Raw genomic sequence first — 21,397 nt, forward strand, 5'->3', positions numbered from 1 at the left:
GGCCTATTCCGGCAGGATGCGCACGGCACCCTTGTCGGCGCTCGAGGCAAAGGCTGCATAGGCCTTCAGCGCCGTCGTTACATTGCGCTTGCGCGGTGCCAAAGGCTTCCAGCCCAGTCTGTCCTGTTCGGCGCGGCGGGCGGCCAGTTCCGATTCGACAACCCGCAGGTTGATCGTTCGGTTTGGAATGTCGATGTCGATCATGTCGCCTTCGCGCACCAAGCCGATTGCGCCGCCATTCGCGGCTTCCGGGGAGGCATGGCCGATCGAGAGACCGGATGTGCCGCCGGAGAAGCGCCCGTCGGTGATCAACGCGCAGGCCTTGCCGAGGCCCTTGGACTTCAGGTAGCTCGTCGGATAGAGCATTTCCTGCATGCCGGGGCCACCCTTCGGGCCTTCATAGCGGATGACGACGACATCGCCAGCCACCACTTCATTGTTGAGGATGGCCTTCACCGACGCATCCTGGCTTTCAAAGACGCGGGCCGGACCGGAGAATTTCAGGATCGATTCATCCACGCCGGCCGTTTTCACGATACAGCCGTCGAGCGCAATATTGCCATAGAGTACAGCAAGCCCACCATCCTTGGAGAAGGGTTTTGCCACCGAGCGGATGACGCCGTTGTCGCTATCGGTATCCAGTTCATCCCAGCGCGACGACTGTGAGAACGCAACCTGCGTCGGCACACCGCCCGGCGCTGCCTTGAAGAAAGTGCGCACGGTTTCCGAATTGGTGCGGGTAATATCCCAGCGGTTGATGGCATCACCCAGCGTTGCCGCATGCACGGTCTTGCAAGCGGTATTAAGCAGGCCGCCACGCTCCAACTCGCCCAGAATGCGCATGATGCCGCCGGCGCGGTGCACATCTTCCATATGCACGTCCTGCTTGGCCGGCGCGACCTTGGACAGGCAGGGCACACGGCGCGACAGCCGGTCGATATCATCCATGGTGAAATCGACGCCGCCTTCATAGGCGGCCGCCAGAATATGCAGCACGGTATTGGTCGATCCGCCCATGGCGATATCGAGCGTCATGGCGTTTTCGAAGGCTTCCTTCGTGGCAATCGAACGCGGCAGCACGCCGTCATCGTCCTGCTCATAATAGCGACGGGCCAGATCGACGATCAGGTGGCCGGCTTCGACGAACAGGCGCTTGCGGTCCGAATGGGTGGCGAGCGTCGATCCATTGCCAGGCAGCGACAGGCCGAGCGCCTCGGTGAGGCAGTTCATCGAATTGGCGGTAAACATGCCCGAGCATGAGCCGCAGGTGGGACAGGCCGAACGCTCGATCGTTGCGACGTCTTCGTCGGAAATCTTGTCATCGGCAGCCGCCACCATGGCATCGACGAGGTCGAGTGCGACGGTCTTGCCGTGCATCACAACCTTGCCGGCCTCCATCGGGCCACCGGACACGAAGACGGCCGGGATGTTGAGGCGCATGGCAGCGCTCAGCATGCCGGGCGTGATCTTGTCACAGTTGGAAATGCACACCATGGCATCGGCGCAATGGGCGTTGACCATATATTCGACCGAGTCGGAAATGATCTCGCGCGATGGCAGCGAATAGAGCATGCCATCATGGCCCATGGCGATACCGTCATCCACGGCAATCGTGTTGAACTCCTTGGCCACGCCACCGGCGGCCTCGATCTCGCGGGCGACGAGCTGGCCAAGATCCTTCAAATGCACATGGCCCGGTACGAACTGCGTGAAGGAATTGACCACGGCAATGATCGGCTTGCCGAAATCGCTGTCCTTCATGCCCGTTGCGCGCCAAAGACCGCGCGCGCCAGCCATGTTGCGGCCGTGAGTCGTCGTTCTGGAACGGTAGGCAGGCATGGTGTTATCCTCGTCTGGATTGATGGGAGCCCGCCGCTTGCACCGACGGTCTGAAAGCCCCGCTTTTTTGAACTTTCCTAGACGAAATGCCCTGGAGTGTCACTATCAGGAGACGCCAAACCGGTACGGTTGACCGGTAACGGCGACCACGTCAACGTGGCGACACTTTTCTGCAGCCCGCTGTGAAACTATTCCATCCTGCCTTACGTATGAGGGCATAGATCCTCAATGCCGCGTCGGAGATATGATCCATGTCGCTTTACCGCCCACCCCGCACTCAATCTTCCGAAATCACCCCCCGCGAGGTATATCTGTCGCGCCGAAGCTTCATGGCCGGCACGGCGGCAGGCCTTGCCTTTGCCGCATCCGGCACGGCCCTGGCTGCACCACTTGCAGCCACGCCCAGCGCCTACAAGGTCGCTGACAAGCTGACGCCCAAGCAGGACGTGACGACCTACAATAATTTCTACGAATTCGGCGTCAACAAGTCAGATCCCGCCGCCAATTCCGGCGACTTCAAGCCCACGCCCTGGGCGATCGAAGTGGGCGGGCTGGTTGCCAAGCCGCAGGTGATCGATCTTGAAAAGATCATGACCGAAATACCGATGGAAGAGCGCGTCTACCGCATGCGTTGCGTCGAGACCTGGTCCATGGTCATTCCCTGGATCGGCTTTCCACTCTCGGCCCTGCTGGACCGTGTCGAGCCGCTCGGCAGTGCAAAATACGTCGCGTTCGAAACCGTCGTCAGACCGGCGGAAATGCCCGGCCAGAGCGGTTTCTTCCAGCCCCTCAACTGGCCCTATGTCGAGGGCTTGCGGCTGGACGAAGCGCGCCATCCGCTGACGATCCTTGCGACCGGCCTTTATGGCGAGACGCTACCCAACCAGAATGGTGCGCCGATCCGCCTTGTCGTGCCTTGGAAATATGGCTTCAAGGGCGTCAAATCGATCGTCAAGATCACGCTGACCGAAAAAGAGCCGCCCACCACCTGGAAGAATTCCGGCCCGTCGGAATATGGCTTCTATGCAAACGTCAATCCGGCGGTCGATCACCCGCGCTGGAGCCAGGCAACGGAGCGGCGTATCGGCGAAGGCGATGGGCTGTTCGGCGGCAGGCGTGTCGATACCCTGCCCTTCAACGGCTATGCCGATGAGGTTGCCGGGCTCTATGCCGGCATGGACTTGAAGAAGTTCTATTGATCATGGCGCTCCCTGCCCTGCCCGCACGGCTGAAGCCGGCATCCGTCTGGGCGCTGTATGCGCTTGGCCTGATGCCGGGTCTTTATGCCTTCTACCTCGGCATCTATGGCGGCTTAGGCGCCGATCCGGTGCGCGAATTCGAGCATCTGCTCGGCACCTGGGCGCTGCGCTTCCTCTGCGCCGGGCTCGTCATCACGCCGATCCGCGATCTTCTCAGTGTCAACCTTATCGCCTATCGTCGGGCGCTTGGCCTGATCGCCTTCTACTATGTGCTGGCGCATTTTACCGTCTATCTGACGCTCGATCGCGGCCTGATCCTGACCTCCATCCTCGGCGACATCCTGAAGCGGCCCTATATCATGCTCGGCATGGTGGGATTGCTGATCCTAATTCCGCTGGCCCTGACCTCGAACCGCTGGTCGATCCGCCGGCTTGGCAGCCGCTGGAACAGCCTGCACAAACTCGCCTATCCGCTGCTTCTGGCAGCCCTCCTGCACTATGTGCTGTCGCTGAAATCCATCACGCTGGAACCGGCCATCTATATCGCCGTGGTCACTGTTCTGCTCGGCTATCGGCTGGTGCGACCAAAGCTGATGGAACGTCGCCGGGCGCGGCGCGTCACAGCGACCCGGTAGTAGCCCCACGGCCGGACCGGGCATAGGAAGATCCGCCACAGCACCCACGCCAGAAGAATATTTATCTCGTAAGCTTGTCGAGTGACGCCCTGCCCGTTCAATGTAGCGCAGGGAGCGAAGGGCGCCCTCAACCACAAGAGGAGACGAGACATGCGTGTCATGGTGATGGTCAAGGCAACCGAAGACAGTGAAACAGGCATTATGCCAACCGCGGCTCAACTCGCGGCCATGGGAGAGTTCAACGAACAACTGCAACAGGCGGGCATTATGATCACCGGCGATGGCTTGAAGCCCTCAAAGCTTGGCAAGAGGATCGCCTTCGACGGAACCGATCGGCGGGTCATTGACGGTCCATTCCCGCAAACCCGCGAACTGGTCGCCGGCTACTGGATCTGGGAGGTCGAGACCATGGAGGACGCGATTGCCTGGGTAAAGCGTTGCCCCAATCCCATGCCGGGTCCAAGCGAAATCGAGATCCGTCCTTTCTACGAGATGGCGGATTTTGCCGACATAGTATAACCGATGTTCCGGGGCTGATCGTGGCGAATTGGGTGGAGGAGCGTATCTTATGACTGCTAAGCGGGACAAGGTGAACCCTGCGAACTAATGGATCTGCAGTCCGCAGAACTCGCGACTTCATCCCGCCGAAAGGATATCGGTCGCATGATGATCTTCGTCCACGCCCTCTATCAGGAAAACAGCACCGTCAGCGTTCTTGGTCCGCAGAGGCAGAATATACTGATAGGCGGACGATGCGTACCAAGATTGCGCCAGAGCCAAATTTGGGAAGGCAATCACGATCAGGTCGCCCTTGAACGTTCCCTCCAGCATGTGCTTCTGCCCGCCGTGCACGATGAAGCGCCCGTCGAACGGAGCCAGCGTTGCGTCGATACTTTCGAGATAGGACACTATCGCGGCACCCATCTCGACATGTTGAAGATGACCAATGGCATAGCAAGTCATCGTGTTTCCTCTCAGAAGTCGATCAGGCCGCCGCAGCGGGGCGCGAACCATTCGAGGCTCCCGAAGATCGCCACGACCATCGCCTGTGAGAGGATGAATATCCAGCCAAAGCCATTCGGGAAGATCAGTTCGAGCATTGGCAGGGCTACACTAACCAAGACCCAAAGCGCGTTTCCAAGAACGATCATCTGAACCGCCCAAGTCGGGACGATCGGGGTCCGAGCGAGGTACCCAATAAAGCCTGCGATTGGCAACAGTAAGAGACCCGCCCAGAACAGCACCCCCGCGGGGACCAGCGTGATGCTCGCAATAAATCCAGACGTGAAGACCAGCAGAGCACCCATGATGGCGCAGGTTGCTGCGTCCAAAACAAGAATGGATTGCAGTGAGGTGCAGCGGAAACGATCGGGCATGACATGTTCCTTCGGTTATGGCCCCTGCGTGCAAGTGCCGGGGCGCCATCATCATCTGACAGGAACGGACACGCATCAATTACCTCACAGGTAATGGCCCTACCTCGCGTAGCGATGTATCAAAGGCCATGGTTCAGCATAATAACAGCGTTGGAAGCCTCATCAGGCAGTGGCGACAACGCCGCCGATTGACCCAACTTGGCCTTGCGGTCGATGCCGAAATATCGCAACGCCATCTCAGCTTCCTGGAATCTGGTCGCTCGCATCCGAGCCGAGAAATGCTCATACAGCTGACAGACAGGTTGGCGGTGCCGTTGCGAGATCGCAATGTGATCCTCAACGCGGCAGGCTATGCCGCTCACTTCCCACAACACCCGTTGACCGCGCCGGAGCTTCAGGCCGCAAGGGAGGCAATCGAACGCATCTTGCATGGTCATCTTCCCCATCCAGCGCTGGCAGTGGACCGGCATTGGACGCTGCTGTCCGCGAATATGGCAGCGACCGCCCTGATGACCGGCGTCGCCCCCCACCTTCTGGCCGGGGACGCCAACGTCCTGAGGCTTAGCTTGCATCCAGAGGGGCTGGCACCACGCATTCTCAATCTTGAGGAGTGGCGGAACCATGTGCTGGACCGCCTCGGCCACGAGATTGAACGCTCGGCAGATCCGACGCTGTCGATACTGATGGACGAATTAAGCGCATATCCCGTTCCAAAGGCGGGACGTCACCGCCGTCCAACTCCAAAACAGCATCAGGATATCGCGGTTCCGCTGAGGATACAAAGCGATGCAGGGCCATTGTCCTTTTTGAGCACGACAACGGTGTTCGGAACCGCAGTCGACGTGACGCTGTCCGAAGTCGCCATCGAGGCGTTCTTCCCCATGGATGCCGAAACCGCTCGGACGATGATGAACATGCGTTCACTCGGTGCCGGGATATGAACGGAGATAAAAATCACGCTATAGCGCCAAACAAAAAAAGGCCGGGTGATCGCTCACCCGGCCTTTTACATTCCGTCCCTTGCGGGATTGGATTTATGCAGCTTCAGCAGCTTCGGCTTCAGCAGCAACGCGAGCCTTGTCGGCTGCGCCCTTGGCGTTCACATCGCGCTCAACGAACTCGATGACGGCCATGGCAGCATTGTCGCCCTGACGGAAGCCAGCCTTCATGATACGCAGGTAGCCGCCGTTGCGGGTTGCGTAACGCGAAGCAATGGCGTCGAACAGCTTCTTGACGGCATCCTGGTCCTGGATCTGCGAGATCGCCTGACGGCGAGCATGCAGGTCGCCGCGCTTGCCGAGCGTGACAAGCTTCTCGACGATCGGGCGGATTTCCTTGGCCTTCGGCAGAGTCGTCACGATCTGCTCGTGCGTGATCAGCGAAGCAGCCATGTTGGCGAACATCGCCTTACGGTGGCTGGCGGTACGGTTGAGCTTGCGACCGGCTTTCTGGTGGCGCATCTCTGGTCTCCTTTACTTGCAGACATAGGCCTGCAGTTTAAACGTGCTGTCCATTTCGCTCGGCGGACCACGATGGCGGTCCGCCGGGAAATGCTGGCGGGTTAATACTGGTCTTCGTAGCGCTTTGCGAGATCTTCGATGTTTTCCGGCGGCCAGGCAGGAACTTCCATACCCAGATGCAGGCCCATGGAAGCCAAAACTTCCTTGATCTCGTTCAGCGACTTGCGACCGAAGTTTGGCGTGCGCAGCATTTCCGCCTCGGTCTTTTGGATGAGGTCGCCGATGTAAACGATGTTGTCGTTCTTCAGGCAGTTGGCCGAACGGACCGAAAGTTCCAGTTCGTCCACCTTCTTGAGGAGGGCCGGGTTGAACGCGAGTTCGGTAACGGCTTCCTCTTCGGTTTCCTTCTGCGGCTCGTCGAAGTTGACGAAAACCGACAGCTGGTCCTGAAGGATACGAGCGGCAAACGCAACGGCGTCCTCGCCCGTGACCGAGCCATCGGTTTCGATGGTCATGGTCAGCTTGTCATAGTCAAGAACCTGGCCTTCACGGGTATTTTCAACCTTGTAGGACACCTTCTTGACCGGGGAGTAGAGGCTATCGACCGGGATGAGACCGATCGGCGCATCTTCAGCACGGTTACGATCGGCAGGAACATAGCCCTTGCCGTTGTTGACCGTGAACTCCATGCGGATTTCCGCACCCTCGTCGAGCGTGCAGATAATGTGGTCAGGGTTCAGGATTTCGATGTCGCCGACCGTCTGGATGTCGCCAGCAGTGACCGAACCCGGACCCTGCTTGCGCACGACCATGCGCTTGGCATCGTCGCCATCCATCTTGATGGCGATTTCCTTGATGTTCAGAACGATATCCGTCACATCCTCGCGCACGCCGGGGATGGAGGAGAATTCATGCAGCACGCCGTCGATCTGCACGGCGGTCACAGCCGCACCGCGCAGCGAAGACAACAGAACGCGACGAAGCGCATTGCCGAGCGTCAGACCAAAACCGCGTTCAAGCGGCTCGGCGACGAGCGTTGCCTTTGTGCGGCCAGACGAGGTGAACTCCACCTTGTTCGGCTTGATCAGTTCCTGCCAGTTCTTCTGGATCATGTGTTTCAAACCTTCCGTTCGCTGCCACTATCCAATCGTGACAACCGAGCATGAGAAGCGCCTAGAAAGAGAGTTCTTCTTCGGCGTTACGGCAAAGCCGCCATACCTCGAAAACGAGATAAAGCGGCGATACCGGAATTCGAACAAAGGCCGCCCGAACACGGGAAGCCTCCGCAGGCGCGTTAGACGCGGCGCTTCTTACGCGGACGGCAACCGTTGTGCGGGATCGGCGTCACGTCGCGGATGGAAGTGATCATGAAGCCGGCAGCCTGGAGGGCGCGCAGAGCCGATTCGCGACCGGAACCCGGACCGCAAACTTCGACTTCGAGAGACTTCATGCCATGTTCCTGGGCCTTCTTGGCGCAGTCTTCAGCAGCAATCTGAGCAGCAAACGGGGTAGACTTACGCGAACCCTTAAAACCCTTGGCACCAGCAGACGACCAGGCAATTGCATTGCCCTGCGCATCGGTGATGGTGATCATCGTGTTGTTGAACGTGGAGTTCACGTGAGCAACGCCCGACGAGATATTTTTACGTTCGCGACGGCGAACGCGTGTGGCTTCCTTGGCCATGTTCTTCCTTTCGTTGATATCGTCACCGCCGTAACACCAGCGGCTCCACCGGGACAGACAGCGCCTGCCCCAAACTCAAAAAGAGGCCAGCGACAAAAACGCCAGCCTCTCCCTTCCGGCAACACCGGAAATTACTTCTTCTTGCCTGCGATCGCCTTCGCCGGACCCTTGCGGGTGCGGGCGTTGGTGTGCGTGCGCTGACCGCGAACGGGCAGACCACGACGATGGCGAAGGCCGCGGTAGCAGCCGAGGTCCATCAGACGCTTGATGTTCATCGAGGTCTCGCGACGCAGGTCGCCTTCAACCTGGTAATCGCGGTCAATGGTTTCGCGGATCTGAAGGACTTCTGCGTCCGTCAGCTGATGAACGCGACGCTCTGCCGGAATGCCGACCTTGTCGACGATCTCCTGAGCGAATTTCGATCCAATCCCGTGGATATAGGTCAGCGCGATAACGACGCGCTTTGCAGTCGGGATGTTGACGCCAGCGATACGTGCCACGCCTATTCTCCTTGCGTTCCAGTTGCCATCCGGCAAGTGGTGCTTCTTCCTGAGAGCAGCCGCACACGGCCGCCAGTTCAATCTCGTCCGGGACAAGTCAAAACGACCGGACCCGGACATCCTCTCGGATGAGCCGCACCGATCGCTATCTATTGTCGCGAGTTGGCGCGGTGTTTAACGGAATCAGTTGGATTTTGCAACTGGGCCCGCCAAGATTCTTGTCGATGACCCACGGCGCTCACAGAGCGCCGAGGATTGCCTCTATATCGCCGGTCACAACATCCATGTCCGCCATGCCGTCCACGCTCTTCAGCCTGCCCTTGGCATAGTAGAAACCGATCAGCGGGGATGTCTCCTTGTAGTAGACTTCCAGACGCTGCGTCATCGTTTCGGCGTTGTCGTCCGGGCGGCGCTTGAAGTGCGTTGAACCGCACTTGTCGCAGACACCCTCTGCCGCAGGCCTCTTGTCGCTATCGTGGTAGACACTGCCACACTGGGCGCAGGAATAACGACCCGACACCCGGCGAACCAGTTCCTTGTCGTTGACCTTGAGCTCGATGACGACAGACAGGTCGAGACCTTTTGCGGCCAACATGGCTTCGGTGGCATCCGCCTGCACCAGCGTGCGGGGAAAGCCATCCAGGATAAAGCCCTTTTCGCAATCCGGCTGATCGATTCGCTCGGAGACAATGGCGATGACAATATCGTCAGAGACGAGCTTGCCGGCGTCCATGACGGCCTTGGCGCGCTTGCCGACATCCGTTTCGGCCGCTACGGCGGCACGAAGCATATCGCCTGTGGAAAGTTGCGGTATCCCGTACTTCTCCACGATTCGCTGGGCCTGGGTCCCCTTACCCGCACCCGGCGGCCCCAAAAGAATCAGTCTCATCGTCCCCTCTTTCCTCCACGCAACTTGGACTTCTTGATCAGACCCTCATACTGCTGCGCAATGAGGTGCCCCTGGATCTGTGCTACCGTATCAAGGGTAACACTGACAACAATCAAAAGCGAAGTACCACCAAGGGCTAATGGGATGCCCGTGCGCGCAATGAGCGTTTCGGGAAGAATACAGACGAAAACGAGATAGGCCGCACCGACGACGGTGATGCGCGTCAGCACGTAGTCAATGTATTCCGCCGTGCGTTCACCCGGACGGATACCCAGAATGAAACCGCCATGCTTCTTCAAATTGTCGGCCGTGTCTTTCGGATTGAAGACGATAGCCGTGTAGAAAAAGGCAAAGAAGGCGATCAGGCATCCGTAGAACACCATGAACAGCGGCTGGCCGTGCTGGAGGGCGGCGATGATGGCCGTTGCCCAGCCCGGCAGATTGGTATTTCCCGCAAAGCCCGCGGCGGTTGCCGGAAGCAGCAGCAGTGACGAGGCAAAGATCGCCGGGATGACGCCAGCCGTGTTCAGCTTCAGCGGCAGGTGCGACGTGTCGCCCTGGAACATCCGATTGCCAACCTGGCGCTTAGGATACTGGATCAGCAGCCGGCGCTGGGCGCGTTCGACAAACACAATCAGCGCAATGACGCCGATGGCAATGACGACAACGGCCAGAATCAGGAAGGTCGAAAGAGCACCGGTACGACCGAGTTCCAGCGTACCGGCAAGCGCGGTCGGCAGGCCTGCGGCAATGCCGGCAAAGATGATCAGCGAAATACCGTTGCCGATACCACGCGAGGTGATCTGCTCGCCGAGCCACATCAGGAACATGGTGCCGCCAAGCAGCGTAACGACCGTGGAGATGCGGAAGAACCAGCCCGGATCGAGCACGAGCCCCTGCCCGCTTTCCAGCCCGACGGCAATGCCATAGGCCTGCAGCGTGCCGAGAAGCACTGTGCCGTAACGCGTATACTGGTTAATGATCTTGCGGCCCTGTTCGCCTTCCTTCTTGAGATTCTCAAGCGTCGGAACGACGGAGGTCATCAACTGCACGATGATCGATGCGGAAATATACGGCATGATGCCGAGAGCGAAGATCGCCATGCGCTCGACGGCGCCGCCGGCAAACATGTTGAAAAGACCGAGGATACCGCCGGCCTGGCCGCGGAATGCCTGCGCATAGGCTTCAGGATTGAGGCCCGGCAAAGGGATATGCGTACCCAGACGATAGACCAGCAATGCAAAAAGCGTAAACCAGAGACGCTTCTTAAGGTCAGTTGCCTTCGAAAAGGTAGAAAAATTAAGATTGGAGGCCAGTTGTTCAGCTGCAGAAGCCATGCATTTCTCCGCCTGACCAGTTCCGGCGGCCCGATCATGGCGGCCTCTCCGGAAAGCAGTCCAAATTCAGGTTCAGAAAACCGGGAGACGGGAGGGCTGCGATGCAACCTTATGCCTCACCCCATTTTCCGCGATAGCCCGGCTCATTGCCGATGATCCGGCCCGGGCGCGTGAGGCTCACATATGGGAGCAAAATCGCCCGGTGTGAAGCACGCCGGGCGATTCTTCAGTGCATTATTCAGCGGAAGCGACTTCCGGCACCTTAATGGAGCCGCCAGCCTTTTCGATCTTCTCGACCGCAGACTTGGAAGCGCCAGCCGCCTCGATCGTAACCTTCGCCGTCAGTTCGCCATCGGACAGAACGCGAACGCCGTCCTTGATGCGACGAATGACACCGGCAGCCTTCAGGCTTGCAGCATCGATCGTTGCGGAAGCGTCGAGCTTCTTGGCATCGATGGCAGCCTGGATACGGCCGAGCGACACGACAACGAAGTCGGACGCGAAGATGTTGTTGAAGCCGCGCTTGGGCAGACGACGATAGATCGGCATCTGACCACCTTCGAAGCCCTTGATGGCTACGCCGGAACGGGCCTTCTGACCCTTGACGCCGCGACCACCGGTCTTGCCCTTGCCGGAACCGATACCGCGACCAACGCGGATACGATCCTTGCTGGAGCCTTCGTTATCTTTGATTTCGTTCAGTTTCATCGTATCTTCCTCCGTCTCACTTCACGTCGACGACGCGAACGAGATGCTGGACAGACCGAATCATGCCACGCACGGAAGGCGTATCTTCCAGCGTGCGGACGCGGTGCATCTTGTTGAGGCCGAGGCCGATCAGCGTCTGGCGCTGTACGGAGGGCCGGCGAATGGGGCTACCGATCTGTTCGACCGTCACCGTCTTCTTGGTTTCATTGGCCATCAGAGGAGCTCCTTATTCTTCCGATGCATTGCCGGAAGCGGCACGGCGAGACTGAAGCGTAGCATACTTGATGCCGCGCTGCGCTGCGATGTCCTTCGGATGCACCTGGTGCTTCAATGCGTCGAACGTTGCACGAACCATGTTGTAGGGGTTCGAGGAACCGGTCGACTTGGCGACGACGTCGTGAACGCCGAGCGTTTCGAAAACGGCACGCATCGGGCCACCGGCGATGATACCGGTACCGGCCTTGGCAGCACGCAAGAGAACCTTGCCGGCGCCATGACGGCCGTTGACATCGTGATGCAGCGTACGGCCGTCACGCAGCGGTACGAAGATCAGGTCACGCTTGGCAGCTTCCGTTGCCTTGCGGATGGCTTCCGGCACTTCACGTGCCTTGCCGTGGCCGAAGCCTACGCGGCCCTTCTGATCGCCGACGACGACGAGAGCAGCAAAACCGAAACGACGGCCACCCTTGACGACCTTGGCAACGCGATTGATCGCGACCAGCTTGTCGACGAATTCGCTATCGCGTTCTTCACGGTTCGAGCGATCCTCGCGCGAGCCTCTCTTTTCCTGTGCCATTGTCCTTTTCCTTTTTCTTTTCCGGTTCGAACGGCAAACTAAGACAAGCCGACGGATCCCCTGTGTGGGGACTTCCACCGGCCGGTGATGGCGTCAAACGCCAAAAGTCCGGCTCCCAGAAGGAGCCGGACAATAGTTCAGAAGCTCAGACCGCCTTCGCGGGCTGCATCGGCAAGAGCCTTGATGCGACCGTGAAAAATGAAGGCACCGCGGTCAAAGACCACTTCCTTCACACCAGCCGTGGTGGCGCGCTCTGCAACGAGCTTGCCAACTGCGGCTGCAGCAGCGGTATCGGCACCCGTCTTCAAGGACGAGCGCAGTCCGGTATCGAGCGTGGAGGCAGCCGCAAGCGTGCGACCAGCCACATCATCGATGATCTGGGCATAGATGTTCTTCGACGAGCGATGAACCGACAGACGCGGGCGGCCGTTAGCAACCGCCTTAATCTGGCGGCGCACGCGGCTCGCGCGCTTTGCAAGTGCTTCTTTCCTGCTAGCCATTTCGCGTCAACCTTACTTCTTCTTGCCTTCCTTGCGGACGATCCGTTCCTCAGCGTACTTGACGCCTTTGCCCTTGTAGGGCTCTGGACCGCGGTATTCACGGATTTCCGCTGCTACCTGACCGACCTGCTGCTTATTAATGCCGGTGACGACGATTTCCGTCGGCTTCGGCACGGCAATGGTGATGCCCTGCGGGGGCTCATAGATGACGTCGTGGCTAAAGCCAAGCGACAACTGCAGGTTCTTGCCCTGAAGCGCCGCGCGGTAACCCACGCCGTTGATTTCAAGCTTGCGCTCAAAACCGTCTTTCACGCCCTTGAAGATGTTCTCGATCATCGTGCGGGACATGCCCCACTTTGAACGAGCATCCTTGGAATCATTGGCCGGAACCACCGAAACCGCGTTGTTATCGAAGGAAACCTTCACTTCGTCATTGGCGACGAAGACGAGTTCGCCCTTAGGACCCTTGGCAGTCACTGTCTGGCCATCAACCGAGGCCGTGATTCCTGCAGGCACCTGAACGGGCTTTTTACCGATACGAGACATTGTTCACCTGTCTGTTTCGCTGAAGACAATGCTTTGGCCTTAGAAGACCGAGCAAAGTACCTCACCACCAACATTCTGTTCGCGAGCCTGGTGATCAGCCATCACACCCTTCGGAGTCGAAAGGATAGTGATGCCGAGACCGTTCGCGACCTGCGGAATGGACTTGACCGAGACATAAACTCGGCGGCCCGGCTTGGACACGCGGCCAATCTCACGAATGACAGACGCGCCTTCATAGTACTTCAGTTCGATTTCGATCTCGGACTTGCCGTTGCCGTAATCGACCTGGGTGTAACCGCGGATGTAGCCTTCGGCCTGCAGCACGTCCAGGACGCGCGCACGAAGCTTGGAGGCCGGCGTGCTGACAGTCGTCTTGCGACGGGCAGCGCCGTTACGGATGCGGGTGAGCATATCGCCCAGAGGATCAGTCATGGTCATTGAACCGTCTCCTTACCAGCTGGACTTCACGATGCCAGGTACCTTGCCCATGTTGCCCAGTTCGCGAAGCGCGATACGGGACATCTTGAGCTTACGGTAAAAGGCACGCGGGCGACCGGTCACTTCGCAGCGATTCCGAACGCGCGTCTTCGAGCCGTCACGCGGCAAGGAGGCGAGCTTCAGGGTAGCCTTGAAACGATCTTCGATCGGAAGTTCCTGGTTCATGACGATGGCCTTCAGTTCTGCACGCTTGGCAGACTGATTGGCGACCGTCTTGCGGCGGCGCTTGTTCTTTTCGATTGCGCTTGTTTTCGCCATATCGAGTTCCTTTTCTACGCTCGTCGTTACGGTTACGTACGGAACGGGAAGTTGAACTCTTTCAGAAGAGCCCGCGCTTCGTCGTCCTTGGTGGCCGTCGTGCAAACGATGATGTCCATGCCCCACATCTGATCAACCTTGTCGTAGTTGATCTCCGGGAACACAATGTGTTCCTTGATGCCCATAGCGAAATTGCCACGGCCGTCAAAGCTCTTCGGATTCAGGCCGCGAAAGTCGCGAACGCGCGGAAGCGCGATGTTGATCAGGCGGTCCAGGAATTCATACATGCGAGCGCCGCGCAGGGTTACCTTGGCACCGATCGGCATGCCTTCGCGCAGCTTGAAGCCGGCGATGGAATTCCGAGCGCGGGTAATGACCGGCTTCTGACCGGCAATAGCGGCCAGATCAGCTGCAGCAACGCTGGGCTTCTTGGAATCGGAAGTCGATTCGCCAACGCCCATATTGATGACGATCTTGTCGATCTTCGGGATCTGCATCTCGTTGGCGAAACCGAACTGTTCCTGCATCGCTGCGCGAATGCGGGAGACATATTCCTTCTTGAGACGCGGCTCGTACTTTGCCTCAGCCATCGATGACATCTCCCGTACGCTTGGCTACGCGGACCTTCTTGCCATCGACAACGGAGAAGCCAACACGGGTCGGCTTGCCGTCTTTCGCGACGATCGCGATGTTCGACAGATGGATGGACGCTTCTTTGTTGATGATGCCGGCTTCGGTGTTCTGGGTCTGGCGCTGGTGGCGCTTTACCATGTTCACGCCCTGTACGACGGCGCGATCTTCCTTCGGCATCACTTGAATGACTTCACCGGTGCGGCCCTTGTCCTTGCCGGTGAGTACGACGACGCTGTCGCCCTTGCGAATCTTTTGCATGGCTGTAGCTCCCTTACAGTACTTCCGGAGCCAGCGAGATGATCTTCATATGGTTCTTGGCGCGAAGTTCGCGCGGAACCGGTCCGAAGATACGGGTGCCGATCGGCTCTTTCTTATTGTCGATGAGGACCGCTGCGTTGTTATCGAAGCGGATGACGCTGCCGTCTGGACGGCGGATGTCCTTGGCGGTGCGAACAACGACGGCTTTCATAACGTCGCCCTTCTTGACGCGGCCACGCGGGATCGCTTCCTTGATCGATACGACAATGATGTCGCCAATCGAAGCGTACTTGCGCTTGGAGCCGCCCAGCACCTTGATGCACATGACACGACGCGCGCCGGAATTATCGGCAACGTCGAGGTTTGTTTGCATCTGAATCATGTCAGGTCGCCTTCTCGTAATGACCGGAACGGTTGGGTTCTCACCCCCTCTTCCGGCTCATGGACATATTTTGTTTTTCGCGCGGGATGGTGTCTTGCCAAGGTGGTTTCTCAACCCGAGACCTTCCCTGCGCTGCAAAGCAAAAGAACGCCCGTGTGTTAACGGGCGTCCTGCGCCAATGCGCTGCTTCATACAGATTTCTACGCCGAACACAAGGCCCGGAACGCTTCGACCCGTAAATTAAGCCTGGGCGGCGATAACCGTCCAGCACTTATCCTTGGAGATCGGTGCGCATTCCTGAATGGAAACGACATCACCGGTCTTGTATTGGTTGTTTTCGTCGTGAGCCTTGTACTTCTTGGAACGACGAACCGTCTTCTGGAGCAGCGGGTGAGCGAAACGACGCTCAACCCGAACCACTACCGTCTTGTCGTTCTTGTCGCTGACCACGACGCCCTGCAGAATGCGCTTCGGCATATTATTCTTCCCTTAGGCCTTTGCTTCTGCCGCCTTCTGGCGGGCAATGGTTTTCACGCGAGCGATGTCCTTGCGAACTTCGTTGACGCGCGAGGACTTTTCGAGCTGGCCGGTCGCCTTCTGGAAGCGCAGGTTGAACTGCTCCTTCTTCAGGTCCGCAAGCTTGTCCTTGAGCTGGTCGGCGGTGAGGCCGCGTACTTCTTCGGCTTTCATTGTGCCTTTTCCCTTACTCTGCGATGCGCTGAACGAAGCGCGTCTTGACGGAGAGCTTGGCGGAGCCGAGGCGAAGAGCCTCGCGCGCCGTTTCCTCGGGCACACCGTCGATTTCGAACATCATACGGCCGGGCTTGACCTTGCAAGCCCAGTATTCGACCGAACCCTTGCCCTTACCCATACGAACTTCGGTCGGCTTTGCCGTGACCGGAACATCAGGGAACACGCGGATCCATACACGACCCGCACGCTTCATGTAGCGCGTGATCGCGCGGCGAGCCGCTTCGATCTCGCGTGCATTGACGCGGTTGGGTTCGAGAGCCTTGAGGCCAAATTCACCGAACGCCAGGTCGAAGCCACCCTTGGCAACGCCCTTGATGCGGCCCTTGAACTGCTTGCGGTACTTGGTACGCTTTGGCTGCAACATTTTCTTATTCTCCGAGCTTATCTTTCGCCAGCGCTAATCAAGCGTTCTCGCGACGACGATCACGGTCGCGGCTAGCCGGACCCTGAGCATCACCTTCGAGACCGCGGCGTTCGGATGCCATCGGATCATGCTCAAGGATTTCGCCCTTGAAGATCCAGACCTTGATCCCGCAAATACCGAATGCGGTTTCGGCCTCAGCCGTACCGTAGTCGATGTCTGCACGCAGCGTGTGAAGCGGAACGCGACCCTCGCGGTACCATTCGGTACGTGCGATTTCGGCGCCACCCAGACGGCCTGCGCAGGTGATCTTGATGCCTTCGGCACCCAGACGCATGGCAGACTGTACCGAACGCTTCATGGCACGACGGAACGCGATGCGGCGCTCCAGCTGCTGAGCGATCGACTGAGCAACCAGGGTTGCATCAATTTCCGGCTTACGCACTTCAACGATGTTGAGATGCGTTTCGGAGTTGGTCATCGTGGAGATCTTCTTGCGAAGCTTCTCGATGTCCGCGCCCTTCTTGCCGATGATGAGACCCGGACGAGCCGAGTGGATCGTGACACGGCACTTCTTGTGCGGACGCTCGATGACCACCTTGGCGATGCCGGCCTGCTTCAGCTCGGACATCAGATAGGCGCGGATCTTCAGGTCTTCATGGAGCAGCTGGCCGTATTCGGCATTGTCGGCGAACCAACGGCTGTCCCAGGTGCGGTTAATGCCGAGGCGGAAACCGATTGGATTGATTTTCTGACCCATTATGCGGCCTCCCCTTTTTCCTCGACTTCGCGCACGACGATCGTGAGATGCGCGAAAGGCTTTTCGATGCGGGATGCGCGACCACGGCCACGAGCGTGGAAACGCTTCATGGTGATCGACTTGCCGACATAGGCTTCGGCGACGACGAGAGCGTCGACGTCGAGGTCATGGTTGTTCTCGGCGTTGGCGATAGCAGACTCGAGAGTCTTCTTCACCTGGCCGGAGATACGCTTGCGGGAGAACTCGAGTTCTGCAAGCGCGCGCTCAACCTTCTTGCCGCGAATCATGGCGGCAACCAGGTTCAGCTTCTGCGGGCTGACGCGAAGCGTACGGGCTACTGCCTGTGCTTCGTTGTCCTTCAGCCGGCGTTCGGTCTTTGCCTTCGCCATGATTACTTCCTCTTCGCCTTCTTGTCCGCACCGTGACCATAGTAGGTCCGGGTCGGAGAGAATTCACCGAACTTGTGGCCAACCATGTCTTCGTTGACGCTGACCGGGACGTGCTTGCTGCCGTTGTAGACACCAAAGGTGAGACCGACGAACTGCGGCAGGATCGTGGAGCGACGGCTCCAGATCTTGATCACTTCGCTGCGACCGCCTTCACGGACCTTCTCAGCCTTGGTGAGAAGATAGCCGTCAACGAACGGGCCTTTCCATACTGAACGAGCCATTTCTGACTACCTCTCTTACTTCTTCTTCAGGTGGCGCGAGCGCATGATGAACTTATCGGTCGCCTTGTTGGAGCGAGTCCGCTTGCCCTTTGTCGGCTTGCCCCAAGGGGAAACCGGGTGGCGACCACCGGACGTGCGACCTTCACCACCACCGTGCGGGTGGTCGACTGGGTTCATGACGACACCGCGGACATGCGGCTTCTTGCCGCGCCAACGGGAACGACCGGCTTTGCCGTCGTTGATGTTGCCGTGATCCGGGTTGGAAACGGCGCCGACCGAAGCAAGGCAAGAGCCATGCACGAGGCGCTGTTCGCCGGAGTTCAGGCGAAGAATTGCCATGCCGGCATCGCGGCCGACCAGCTGCACATAGGTGCCGGCCGAACGAGCGATCTGACCACCCTTGCCAGGCTTCATTTCCACATTGTGGACGATGGAGCCGACCGGGATGTACTGCAGAGGCATGGTGTTGCCAGGCTTCACATCGACAGCCTTGTCGGACGCGATGACCTTGTCGCCGGCAGCGAGGCGCTGCGGAGCGAGGATATAGGCCTGCTCGCCGTCAGCATAGCTGATCAGGGCGATGAAGGCGGTGCGGTTGGGGTCGTATTCCAGACGCTCGACCGTGCCCTCGACATCGAACTTGCGACGCTTGAAGTCCACGAGACGATAGGTACGCTTGTGACCACCACCCTGGAAGCGGACAGTGATCCGACCCAGGTTGTTGCGGCCGCCCTTGGAGGAAAGACCTTCCGTCAGCGACTTGACCGGCTTGCCCTTGTGCAGACCGGAACGGTCAACAATCACCAGCTGACGCTGGCTCGGGGTCGTCGGGTTAAAGCTTTTCAGTGCCATTGTTGTTCTTCCCTACCTCAGACGCCCGTCGACACGTCGATGGACTGACCTTCGGCAAGCGTCACGATCGCCTTCTTGACGTCCTTCTGCTTGCCGATGAAGCCGCGGAAACGCTTGGTCTTGCCCAAACGGACGAGCGTGTTGACGGCCTTGACCTTGACGCCGAAGAGCGCTTCCACGGCAGCCTTGATTTCAGGCTTGGAAGCATCCTTGGCGACGTTGAAGACGACCTGGTTCTGTTCAGAAAGCAGCGTCGACTTTTCGGTGATCGAAGGAGAAACGATCACATCATAGTGGCGAAGATCCGTCATTTGAACCGCTCCTCCAGAGCCTCGACAGCAGCCTTGGAAAGCACGAGCTTGCCACGACGCAGGATGTCATAAACATTGATGCCCTGAACCGGCAGAACATCGACATTCGGGATGTTCTGGGCAGCGAGCTTGAAGTTGGTGTCGAGTTCGGCGCCGCCGATCACGAGCGCATTGGTCAGGCCGAGCGTTTCGAACGTACCGGCCAGCGCCTTGGTCTTTGCTTCGGCGGTAACGAGCTGATCGATGATGATCAGATCTTCAGCCTTCAGCTTGGCAGACAAAGCGTGACGCAGAGCGAGCGCACGAACCTTCTTGGGCAGATCATGCTCGTGGCTGCGAACAACCGGACCATGAGCCTTGCCGCCGCCGCGGAACTGCGGAGCGCGTGCGGAATGGTGACGAGCGCGGCCCGTACCCTTCTGCTTGTACATCTTGGCACCCGTGCGCGAAACTTCTGCGCGGGTCTTGGTCTTGTGCGTGCCCTGCTGCTTCTTGGCAAGCTGCCAGCGAACCATGCGTGCCAGGATGTCCTGGCGGGGGTCGAGGCCGAAGATCTCGTCCGACAGGGATACCATGCCGGCGTCTTTACCCTCGAGGGTCTTGACGTTGAATTCCATGTTCTTGGCTCCCTTACTTCGCGGCCGACTTGACGGCGTCGCGGACGATGATCCAGGAACCCTTCGAACCAGGAACAGCTCCCTTAACGAGGATCAGACCACGGTCTTCATCGGTCGAGACGACTTCAAGGTTCTGGGTGGTGACGCGGGTCTGGCCCATGTGACCAGCCATGCGCTTGCCCTTCCAGACGCGGCCCGGATCCTGGTTGGAACCGGTCGAGCCGTGCGAGCGGTGCGACACGGACACGCCGTGCGTGGCACGCAGACCACCGAAGTTGTGACGCTTCATGGCACCGGCAAAGCCCTTACCAATCGACGTACCCGTCACGTCGACCAGCTGGCCAGCCGTGAAATGGCTCGGAGTCACAGTTGCGCCAACATCAATGAGGTTGTCGGCATCAACGCGGAATTCGACGACCTTGGACTTGGGCTCGACTTCGGCAACGGCAAAATGGCCGCGCAGCGCCTTGGTCGTGTTCTTGACCTTGGCTGTACCAGCGCCAAGCTGAATGGCTGTATAGCCGTTCTTTTCTTCTGTACGGTGCGCAACAACCTGGCAGTTGTCTACACGCAAGACCGTCACCGGGACATGCTCGCCGGCGTCATTGTAGACGCGCGTCATTCCCACTTTCTGTGCAATTACACCTGAACGCATCGGTTCAATCCTTCTCACTCAATCCGAGACTCAAAGCCTCAGAGCTTGATTTCGACATCGACGCCGGCGGCCAGATCGAGCTTCATCAGCGCGTCTACCGTCTGCGGGGTGGGATCCACGATGTCGAGCAGACGCTTGTGCGTGCGCATTTCGAACTGCTCGCGGCTCTTCTTATCGATGTGAGGGGACCGGTTTACCGTAAACTTCTCGATGCGGGTCGGAAGCGGAACGGGGCCCCGGACACTTGCGCCGGTGCGCTTCGCCGTCGACACGATCTCGCGCGTAGAAGCATCGAGAATCCGGTGATCGAACGCCTTCAGGCGAATGCGGATATTTTGGCCGTTCATTCGACGTTATCCTTGTTGTCTGTTATCCCGACGCCAACAGTACGGCATGGGAGTTCTTCTTCTTCAGGCGGACCACCGGTTTCAAAGATCGAGGAGGAAACCGCCGAGGCGGCATCCTCATCCATTCTTCGGGCCTTAAGCCCACCTGCTGGATTGATTTGCCTGCTCGCCATTAAAACGAAGCAGGCCGCAAATTGCGCTCGCGCGCCATTTGCAACATTTTCATGTCATACGCAAGCGGCAACAGCCGCTCAGTATGAAATTTCAATGAACATCGGGTGGAAAGCCGACAGGCGGGAGATATGTCCCCCGCCTGCCGGACTTTCAATTACTCGATGATCGAAGCTACGATGCCGGCGCCGACGGTACGGCCACCTTCGCGGATAGCGAAGCGTAGCTTTTCTTCCATCGCGATCGGAACGATCAGCTCGACTTCAACGGTGACGTTGTCGCCAGGCATAACCATTTCTGTGCCTTCCGGCAGAGAAACGATACCCGTCACGTCCGTCGTGCGGAAGTAGAACTGCGGACGGTAGTTGGTGAAGAACGGCGTATGACGGCCGCCTTCTTCCT

The 21,397-nt window shown here is 58.7% G+C and carries 35 protein-coding genes and 1 pseudogene; 4 read left to right on the top strand and 32 right to left on the bottom strand.

Going from position 1 to position 21,397, the window contains the following annotated elements:
* Positions 1 to 3: 3 nt before the first annotated feature.
* On the bottom strand, positions 4 to 1,839 hold the full coding sequence (ilvD, locus tag E8M77_RS17625) for a dihydroxy-acid dehydratase (RefSeq protein WP_137131932.1): 1,836 nt from the start codon (positions 1,837 to 1,839) through the stop codon (positions 4 to 6).
* Between the two features lie 251 nt (positions 1,840 to 2,090).
* Here ilvD and msrP point away from each other — a divergent pair, with 251 nt between their 5' ends.
* From msrP to E8M77_RS17640, 3 genes are all read left to right on the top strand, one after another.
* Positions 2,091 to 3,038: a protein-methionine-sulfoxide reductase catalytic subunit MsrP gene (msrP, locus tag E8M77_RS17630; protein ID WP_137131933.1), complete on the top strand. Its 948-nt coding sequence runs from the start codon at positions 2,091 to 2,093 to the stop codon at positions 3,036 to 3,038.
* Positions 3,039 to 3,040: 2 nt separating this feature from the next.
* Positions 3,041 to 3,673, top strand: coding sequence for a protein-methionine-sulfoxide reductase heme-binding subunit MsrQ (msrQ, locus tag E8M77_RS17635; protein ID WP_137131934.1), 633 nt, complete (start codon positions 3,041 to 3,043; stop codon positions 3,671 to 3,673).
* Positions 3,674 to 3,823: 150 nt separating this feature from the next.
* On the top strand, positions 3,824 to 4,192 hold the full coding sequence (locus E8M77_RS17640) for a YciI family protein (RefSeq protein WP_137131935.1): 369 nt from the start codon (positions 3,824 to 3,826) through the stop codon (positions 4,190 to 4,192).
* 117 nt (positions 4,193 to 4,309) lie between these two features.
* Here E8M77_RS17640 and E8M77_RS17645 read toward each other — a convergent pair whose 3' ends face one another.
* Together E8M77_RS17645 and E8M77_RS17650 are read right to left on the bottom strand one after the other, a co-directional pair.
* Positions 4,310 to 4,636 (bottom strand): DUF1330 domain-containing protein, encoded by a 327-nt coding sequence (locus E8M77_RS17645; RefSeq protein ID WP_137131936.1) that lies wholly within the window; start codon positions 4,634 to 4,636, stop codon positions 4,310 to 4,312.
* Positions 4,637 to 4,647: 11 nt separating this feature from the next.
* The gene (locus E8M77_RS17650) at positions 4,648 to 5,049 is read right to left on the bottom strand and encodes a hypothetical protein (protein WP_137131937.1); all 402 of its coding nucleotides are present in this window, start codon (positions 5,047 to 5,049) and stop codon (positions 4,648 to 4,650) included.
* A gap of 128 nt (positions 5,050 to 5,177) precedes the next feature.
* Between E8M77_RS17650 and E8M77_RS17655 the strand changes: the two genes are divergently transcribed.
* Positions 5,178 to 5,990 (top strand): helix-turn-helix transcriptional regulator, encoded by an 813-nt coding sequence (locus tag E8M77_RS17655; RefSeq protein ID WP_137131938.1) that lies wholly within the window; start codon positions 5,178 to 5,180, stop codon positions 5,988 to 5,990.
* A gap of 93 nt (positions 5,991 to 6,083) precedes the next feature.
* On the opposite strand, the gene rplQ is transcribed toward E8M77_RS17655, so the two are convergent.
* The 29 genes and pseudogenes from rplQ to tuf form a co-directional block, all read right to left on the bottom strand.
* Positions 6,084 to 6,509: a 50S ribosomal protein L17 gene (rplQ, locus tag E8M77_RS17660; RefSeq protein ID WP_137131939.1), complete on the bottom strand. Its 426-nt coding sequence runs from the start codon at positions 6,507 to 6,509 to the stop codon at positions 6,084 to 6,086.
* Between the two features lie 101 nt (positions 6,510 to 6,610).
* A complete protein-coding gene (locus tag E8M77_RS17665; protein ID WP_137131940.1) occupies positions 6,611 to 7,621 on the bottom strand; it encodes a DNA-directed RNA polymerase subunit alpha in 1,011 nt (336 codons plus the stop codon).
* A gap of 182 nt (positions 7,622 to 7,803) precedes the next feature.
* Complete coding sequence (rpsK, locus tag E8M77_RS17670) at positions 7,804 to 8,193, bottom strand: 30S ribosomal protein S11 (RefSeq protein WP_015915761.1); 390 nt, start codon at positions 8,191 to 8,193, stop codon at positions 7,804 to 7,806.
* Between the two features lie 131 nt (positions 8,194 to 8,324).
* Entirely contained in the window at positions 8,325 to 8,693 is a 369-nt protein-coding gene (rpsM, locus tag E8M77_RS17675) for a 30S ribosomal protein S13 (RefSeq protein WP_137131941.1), read from the bottom strand.
* A gap of 238 nt (positions 8,694 to 8,931) precedes the next feature.
* Positions 8,932 to 9,582, bottom strand: coding sequence for an adenylate kinase (locus E8M77_RS17680; protein WP_137131942.1), 651 nt, complete (start codon positions 9,580 to 9,582; stop codon positions 8,932 to 8,934).
* On the bottom strand, positions 9,579 to 10,919 hold the full coding sequence (gene secY / locus E8M77_RS17685; protein ID WP_137131943.1) for a preprotein translocase subunit SecY: 1,341 nt from the start codon (positions 10,917 to 10,919) through the stop codon (positions 9,579 to 9,581). Before secY ends, E8M77_RS17680 begins: the two co-directional genes overlap by 4 nt.
* A gap of 234 nt (positions 10,920 to 11,153) precedes the next feature.
* A complete protein-coding gene (gene rplO / locus E8M77_RS17690) occupies positions 11,154 to 11,627 on the bottom strand; it encodes a 50S ribosomal protein L15 (protein WP_137131944.1) in 474 nt (157 codons plus the stop codon).
* Positions 11,628 to 11,643: 16 nt separating this feature from the next.
* Positions 11,644 to 11,841: a 50S ribosomal protein L30 gene (gene rpmD, locus E8M77_RS17695; protein WP_137131945.1), complete on the bottom strand. Its 198-nt coding sequence runs from the start codon at positions 11,839 to 11,841 to the stop codon at positions 11,644 to 11,646.
* A 12-nt stretch (positions 11,842 to 11,853) separates the two neighbouring features.
* The gene (gene rpsE, locus E8M77_RS17700; protein WP_137131946.1) at positions 11,854 to 12,423 is read right to left on the bottom strand and encodes a 30S ribosomal protein S5; all 570 of its coding nucleotides are present in this window, start codon (positions 12,421 to 12,423) and stop codon (positions 11,854 to 11,856) included.
* A 137-nt stretch (positions 12,424 to 12,560) separates the two neighbouring features.
* A complete protein-coding gene (rplR, locus tag E8M77_RS17705; RefSeq protein ID WP_137131947.1) occupies positions 12,561 to 12,923 on the bottom strand; it encodes a 50S ribosomal protein L18 in 363 nt (120 codons plus the stop codon).
* A gap of 12 nt (positions 12,924 to 12,935) precedes the next feature.
* Positions 12,936 to 13,469, bottom strand: coding sequence for a 50S ribosomal protein L6 (gene rplF, locus E8M77_RS17710; RefSeq protein ID WP_137131948.1), 534 nt, complete (start codon positions 13,467 to 13,469; stop codon positions 12,936 to 12,938).
* A 39-nt stretch (positions 13,470 to 13,508) separates the two neighbouring features.
* The gene (gene rpsH, locus E8M77_RS17715) at positions 13,509 to 13,907 is read right to left on the bottom strand and encodes a 30S ribosomal protein S8 (RefSeq protein ID WP_137131949.1); all 399 of its coding nucleotides are present in this window, start codon (positions 13,905 to 13,907) and stop codon (positions 13,509 to 13,511) included.
* A 12-nt stretch (positions 13,908 to 13,919) separates the two neighbouring features.
* A complete protein-coding gene (rpsN, locus tag E8M77_RS17720) occupies positions 13,920 to 14,225 on the bottom strand; it encodes a 30S ribosomal protein S14 (protein ID WP_137131950.1) in 306 nt (101 codons plus the stop codon).
* A gap of 32 nt (positions 14,226 to 14,257) precedes the next feature.
* Positions 14,258 to 14,815, bottom strand: a complete 558-nt coding sequence (rplE, locus tag E8M77_RS17725; protein WP_137131951.1) for a 50S ribosomal protein L5 — start codon at positions 14,813 to 14,815, stop codon at positions 14,258 to 14,260.
* Positions 14,808 to 15,116, bottom strand: a complete 309-nt coding sequence (gene rplX, locus E8M77_RS17730; RefSeq protein WP_137131952.1) for a 50S ribosomal protein L24 — start codon at positions 15,114 to 15,116, stop codon at positions 14,808 to 14,810. The genes rplE and rplX overlap by 8 nt, the downstream gene beginning before the upstream one ends.
* 13 nt (positions 15,117 to 15,129) lie before the next feature.
* Positions 15,130 to 15,498: a 50S ribosomal protein L14 gene (gene rplN / locus E8M77_RS17735; protein ID WP_007770138.1), complete on the bottom strand. Its 369-nt coding sequence runs from the start codon at positions 15,496 to 15,498 to the stop codon at positions 15,130 to 15,132.
* A gap of 240 nt (positions 15,499 to 15,738) precedes the next feature.
* Entirely contained in the window at positions 15,739 to 15,975 is a 237-nt protein-coding gene (rpsQ, locus tag E8M77_RS17740; RefSeq protein WP_137131953.1) for a 30S ribosomal protein S17, read from the bottom strand.
* 12 nt (positions 15,976 to 15,987) lie between these two features.
* On the bottom strand, positions 15,988 to 16,188 hold the full coding sequence (gene rpmC / locus E8M77_RS17745) for a 50S ribosomal protein L29 (RefSeq protein WP_016553554.1): 201 nt from the start codon (positions 16,186 to 16,188) through the stop codon (positions 15,988 to 15,990).
* A gap of 13 nt (positions 16,189 to 16,201) precedes the next feature.
* Positions 16,202 to 16,615: a 50S ribosomal protein L16 gene (gene rplP / locus E8M77_RS17750; protein WP_137131954.1), complete on the bottom strand. Its 414-nt coding sequence runs from the start codon at positions 16,613 to 16,615 to the stop codon at positions 16,202 to 16,204.
* Positions 16,616 to 16,652: 37 nt separating this feature from the next.
* Complete coding sequence (gene rpsC, locus E8M77_RS17755; protein ID WP_137131955.1) at positions 16,653 to 17,372, bottom strand: 30S ribosomal protein S3; 720 nt, start codon at positions 17,370 to 17,372, stop codon at positions 16,653 to 16,655.
* Positions 17,372 to 17,761, bottom strand: coding sequence for a 50S ribosomal protein L22 (gene rplV / locus E8M77_RS17760; RefSeq protein ID WP_137131956.1), 390 nt, complete (start codon positions 17,759 to 17,761; stop codon positions 17,372 to 17,374). The genes rpsC and rplV overlap by 1 nt, the downstream gene beginning before the upstream one ends.
* A 2-nt stretch (positions 17,762 to 17,763) precedes the next feature.
* A complete protein-coding gene (gene rpsS, locus E8M77_RS17765; protein WP_067643709.1) occupies positions 17,764 to 18,042 on the bottom strand; it encodes a 30S ribosomal protein S19 in 279 nt (92 codons plus the stop codon).
* 15 nt (positions 18,043 to 18,057) lie between these two features.
* Positions 18,058 to 18,894, bottom strand: coding sequence for a 50S ribosomal protein L2 (gene rplB, locus E8M77_RS17770; protein ID WP_137131957.1), 837 nt, complete (start codon positions 18,892 to 18,894; stop codon positions 18,058 to 18,060).
* A 17-nt stretch (positions 18,895 to 18,911) separates the two neighbouring features.
* Entirely contained in the window at positions 18,912 to 19,205 is a 294-nt protein-coding gene (locus tag E8M77_RS17775; RefSeq protein WP_137131958.1) for a 50S ribosomal protein L23, read from the bottom strand.
* Entirely contained in the window at positions 19,202 to 19,822 is a 621-nt protein-coding gene (gene rplD / locus E8M77_RS17780; RefSeq protein ID WP_137131959.1) for a 50S ribosomal protein L4, read from the bottom strand. Before rplD ends, E8M77_RS17775 begins: the two co-directional genes overlap by 4 nt.
* Before the next feature lie 13 nt (positions 19,823 to 19,835).
* Positions 19,836 to 20,477, bottom strand: a complete 642-nt coding sequence (gene rplC, locus E8M77_RS17785) for a 50S ribosomal protein L3 (RefSeq protein ID WP_137131960.1) — start codon at positions 20,475 to 20,477, stop codon at positions 19,836 to 19,838.
* A gap of 38 nt (positions 20,478 to 20,515) precedes the next feature.
* Positions 20,516 to 20,824 (bottom strand): 30S ribosomal protein S10, encoded by a 309-nt coding sequence (gene rpsJ, locus E8M77_RS17790; RefSeq protein WP_003547547.1) that lies wholly within the window; start codon positions 20,822 to 20,824, stop codon positions 20,516 to 20,518.
* The gene (locus E8M77_RS24410) at positions 20,821 to 20,949 is read right to left on the bottom strand and encodes a hypothetical protein (RefSeq protein WP_281408203.1); all 129 of its coding nucleotides are present in this window, start codon (positions 20,947 to 20,949) and stop codon (positions 20,821 to 20,823) included. Before E8M77_RS24410 ends, rpsJ begins: the two co-directional genes overlap by 4 nt.
* Positions 20,950 to 21,152: 203 nt before the next feature.
* Positions 21,153 to 21,397 (bottom strand): annotated as a pseudogene (gene tuf / locus E8M77_RS24285) (elongation factor Tu); the annotation flags it as partial.

The organism is Rhizobium sp. FY34, assembly GCF_005222845.1.
Taxonomy (GTDB): Bacteria; Pseudomonadota; Alphaproteobacteria; order Rhizobiales; family Rhizobiaceae; genus Neorhizobium.

Excerpts from the sequence above, each read along its gene's own strand:
- rplN (WP_007770138.1), bottom strand. The coding sequence starts at position 15,498 with ATGATTCAGATGCAAACAAACCTCGACGTTGCCGATAATTCCGGCGCG.
- rplB (WP_137131957.1), bottom strand. The coding sequence starts at position 18,894 with ATGGCACTGAAAAGCTTTAACCCGACGACCCCGAGCCAGCGTCAGCTG.
- rplX (WP_137131952.1), bottom strand. The coding sequence starts at position 15,116 with ATGCAAAAGATTCGCAAGGGCGACAGCGTCGTCGTACTCACCGGCAAG.
- rpmD (WP_137131945.1), bottom strand. The coding sequence starts at position 11,841 with ATGGCCAATGAAACCAAGAAGACGGTGACGGTCGAACAGATCGGTAGC.
- rpsS (WP_067643709.1), bottom strand. The coding sequence starts at position 18,042 with ATGGCTCGTTCAGTATGGAAAGGCCCGTTCGTTGACGGCTATCTTCTC.
- rplR (WP_137131947.1), bottom strand. The coding sequence starts at position 12,923 with ATGGCTAGCAGGAAAGAAGCACTTGCAAAGCGCGCGAGCCGCGTGCGC.
- rpsK (WP_015915761.1), bottom strand. The coding sequence starts at position 8,193 with ATGGCCAAGGAAGCCACACGCGTTCGCCGTCGCGAACGTAAAAATATC.
- rpsC (WP_137131955.1), bottom strand. The coding sequence starts at position 17,372 with ATGGGTCAGAAAATCAATCCAATCGGTTTCCGCCTCGGCATTAACCGC.
- rplC (WP_137131960.1), bottom strand. The coding sequence starts at position 20,477 with ATGCGTTCAGGTGTAATTGCACAGAAAGTGGGAATGACGCGCGTCTAC.
- rplD (WP_137131959.1), bottom strand. The coding sequence starts at position 19,822 with ATGGAATTCAACGTCAAGACCCTCGAGGGTAAAGACGCCGGCATGGTA.
- E8M77_RS17640 (WP_137131935.1), top strand. The coding sequence starts at position 3,824 with ATGCGTGTCATGGTGATGGTCAAGGCAACCGAAGACAGTGAAACAGGC.
- E8M77_RS17650 (WP_137131937.1), bottom strand. The coding sequence starts at position 5,049 with ATGCCCGATCGTTTCCGCTGCACCTCACTGCAATCCATTCTTGTTTTG.
- E8M77_RS17680 (WP_137131942.1), bottom strand. The coding sequence starts at position 9,582 with ATGAGACTGATTCTTTTGGGGCCGCCGGGTGCGGGTAAGGGGACCCAG.
- rpsJ (WP_003547547.1), bottom strand. The coding sequence starts at position 20,824 with ATGAACGGCCAAAATATCCGCATTCGCCTGAAGGCGTTCGATCACCGG.
- rplQ (WP_137131939.1), bottom strand. The coding sequence starts at position 6,509 with ATGCGCCACCAGAAAGCCGGTCGCAAGCTCAACCGTACCGCCAGCCAC.
- rplF (WP_137131948.1), bottom strand. The coding sequence starts at position 13,469 with ATGTCTCGTATCGGTAAAAAGCCCGTTCAGGTGCCTGCAGGAATCACG.
- E8M77_RS17665 (WP_137131940.1), bottom strand. The coding sequence starts at position 7,621 with ATGATCCAGAAGAACTGGCAGGAACTGATCAAGCCGAACAAGGTGGAG.
- rplE (WP_137131951.1), bottom strand. The coding sequence starts at position 14,815 with ATGGCTGAGGCAAAGTACGAGCCGCGTCTCAAGAAGGAATATGTCTCC.
- msrQ (WP_137131934.1), top strand. The coding sequence starts at position 3,041 with ATGGCGCTCCCTGCCCTGCCCGCACGGCTGAAGCCGGCATCCGTCTGG.
- msrP (WP_137131933.1), top strand. The coding sequence starts at position 2,091 with ATGTCGCTTTACCGCCCACCCCGCACTCAATCTTCCGAAATCACCCCC.
- rplO (WP_137131944.1), bottom strand. The coding sequence starts at position 11,627 with ATGAAACTGAACGAAATCAAAGATAACGAAGGCTCCAGCAAGGATCGT.
- rplP (WP_137131954.1), bottom strand. The coding sequence starts at position 16,615 with ATGTTGCAGCCAAAGCGTACCAAGTACCGCAAGCAGTTCAAGGGCCGC.
- secY (WP_137131943.1), bottom strand. The coding sequence starts at position 10,919 with ATGGCTTCTGCAGCTGAACAACTGGCCTCCAATCTTAATTTTTCTACC.
- rpmC (WP_016553554.1), bottom strand. The coding sequence starts at position 16,188 with ATGAAAGCCGAAGAAGTACGCGGCCTCACCGCCGACCAGCTCAAGGAC.
- ilvD (WP_137131932.1), bottom strand. The coding sequence starts at position 1,839 with ATGCCTGCCTACCGTTCCAGAACGACGACTCACGGCCGCAACATGGCT.
- E8M77_RS24410 (WP_281408203.1), bottom strand. The coding sequence starts at position 20,949 with ATGGATGAGGATGCCGCCTCGGCGGTTTCCTCCTCGATCTTTGAAACC.
- rplV (WP_137131956.1), bottom strand. The coding sequence starts at position 17,761 with ATGGCGAAGGCAAAGACCGAACGCCGGCTGAAGGACAACGAAGCACAG.
- E8M77_RS17645 (WP_137131936.1), bottom strand. The coding sequence starts at position 4,636 with ATGACTTGCTATGCCATTGGTCATCTTCAACATGTCGAGATGGGTGCC.
- E8M77_RS17775 (WP_137131958.1), bottom strand. The coding sequence starts at position 19,205 with ATGACGGATCTTCGCCACTATGATGTGATCGTTTCTCCTTCGATCACC.
- rpsE (WP_137131946.1), bottom strand. The coding sequence starts at position 12,423 with ATGGCACAGGAAAAGAGAGGCTCGCGCGAGGATCGCTCGAACCGTGAA.
- rpsQ (WP_137131953.1), bottom strand. The coding sequence starts at position 15,975 with ATGCCGAAGCGCATTCTGCAGGGCGTCGTGGTCAGCGACAAGAACGAC.
- rpsN (WP_137131950.1), bottom strand. The coding sequence starts at position 14,225 with ATGGCGAAAACAAGCGCAATCGAAAAGAACAAGCGCCGCCGCAAGACG.
- rpsH (WP_137131949.1), bottom strand. The coding sequence starts at position 13,907 with ATGACCATGACTGATCCTCTGGGCGATATGCTCACCCGCATCCGTAAC.
- E8M77_RS17655 (WP_137131938.1), top strand. The coding sequence starts at position 5,178 with ATGGTTCAGCATAATAACAGCGTTGGAAGCCTCATCAGGCAGTGGCGA.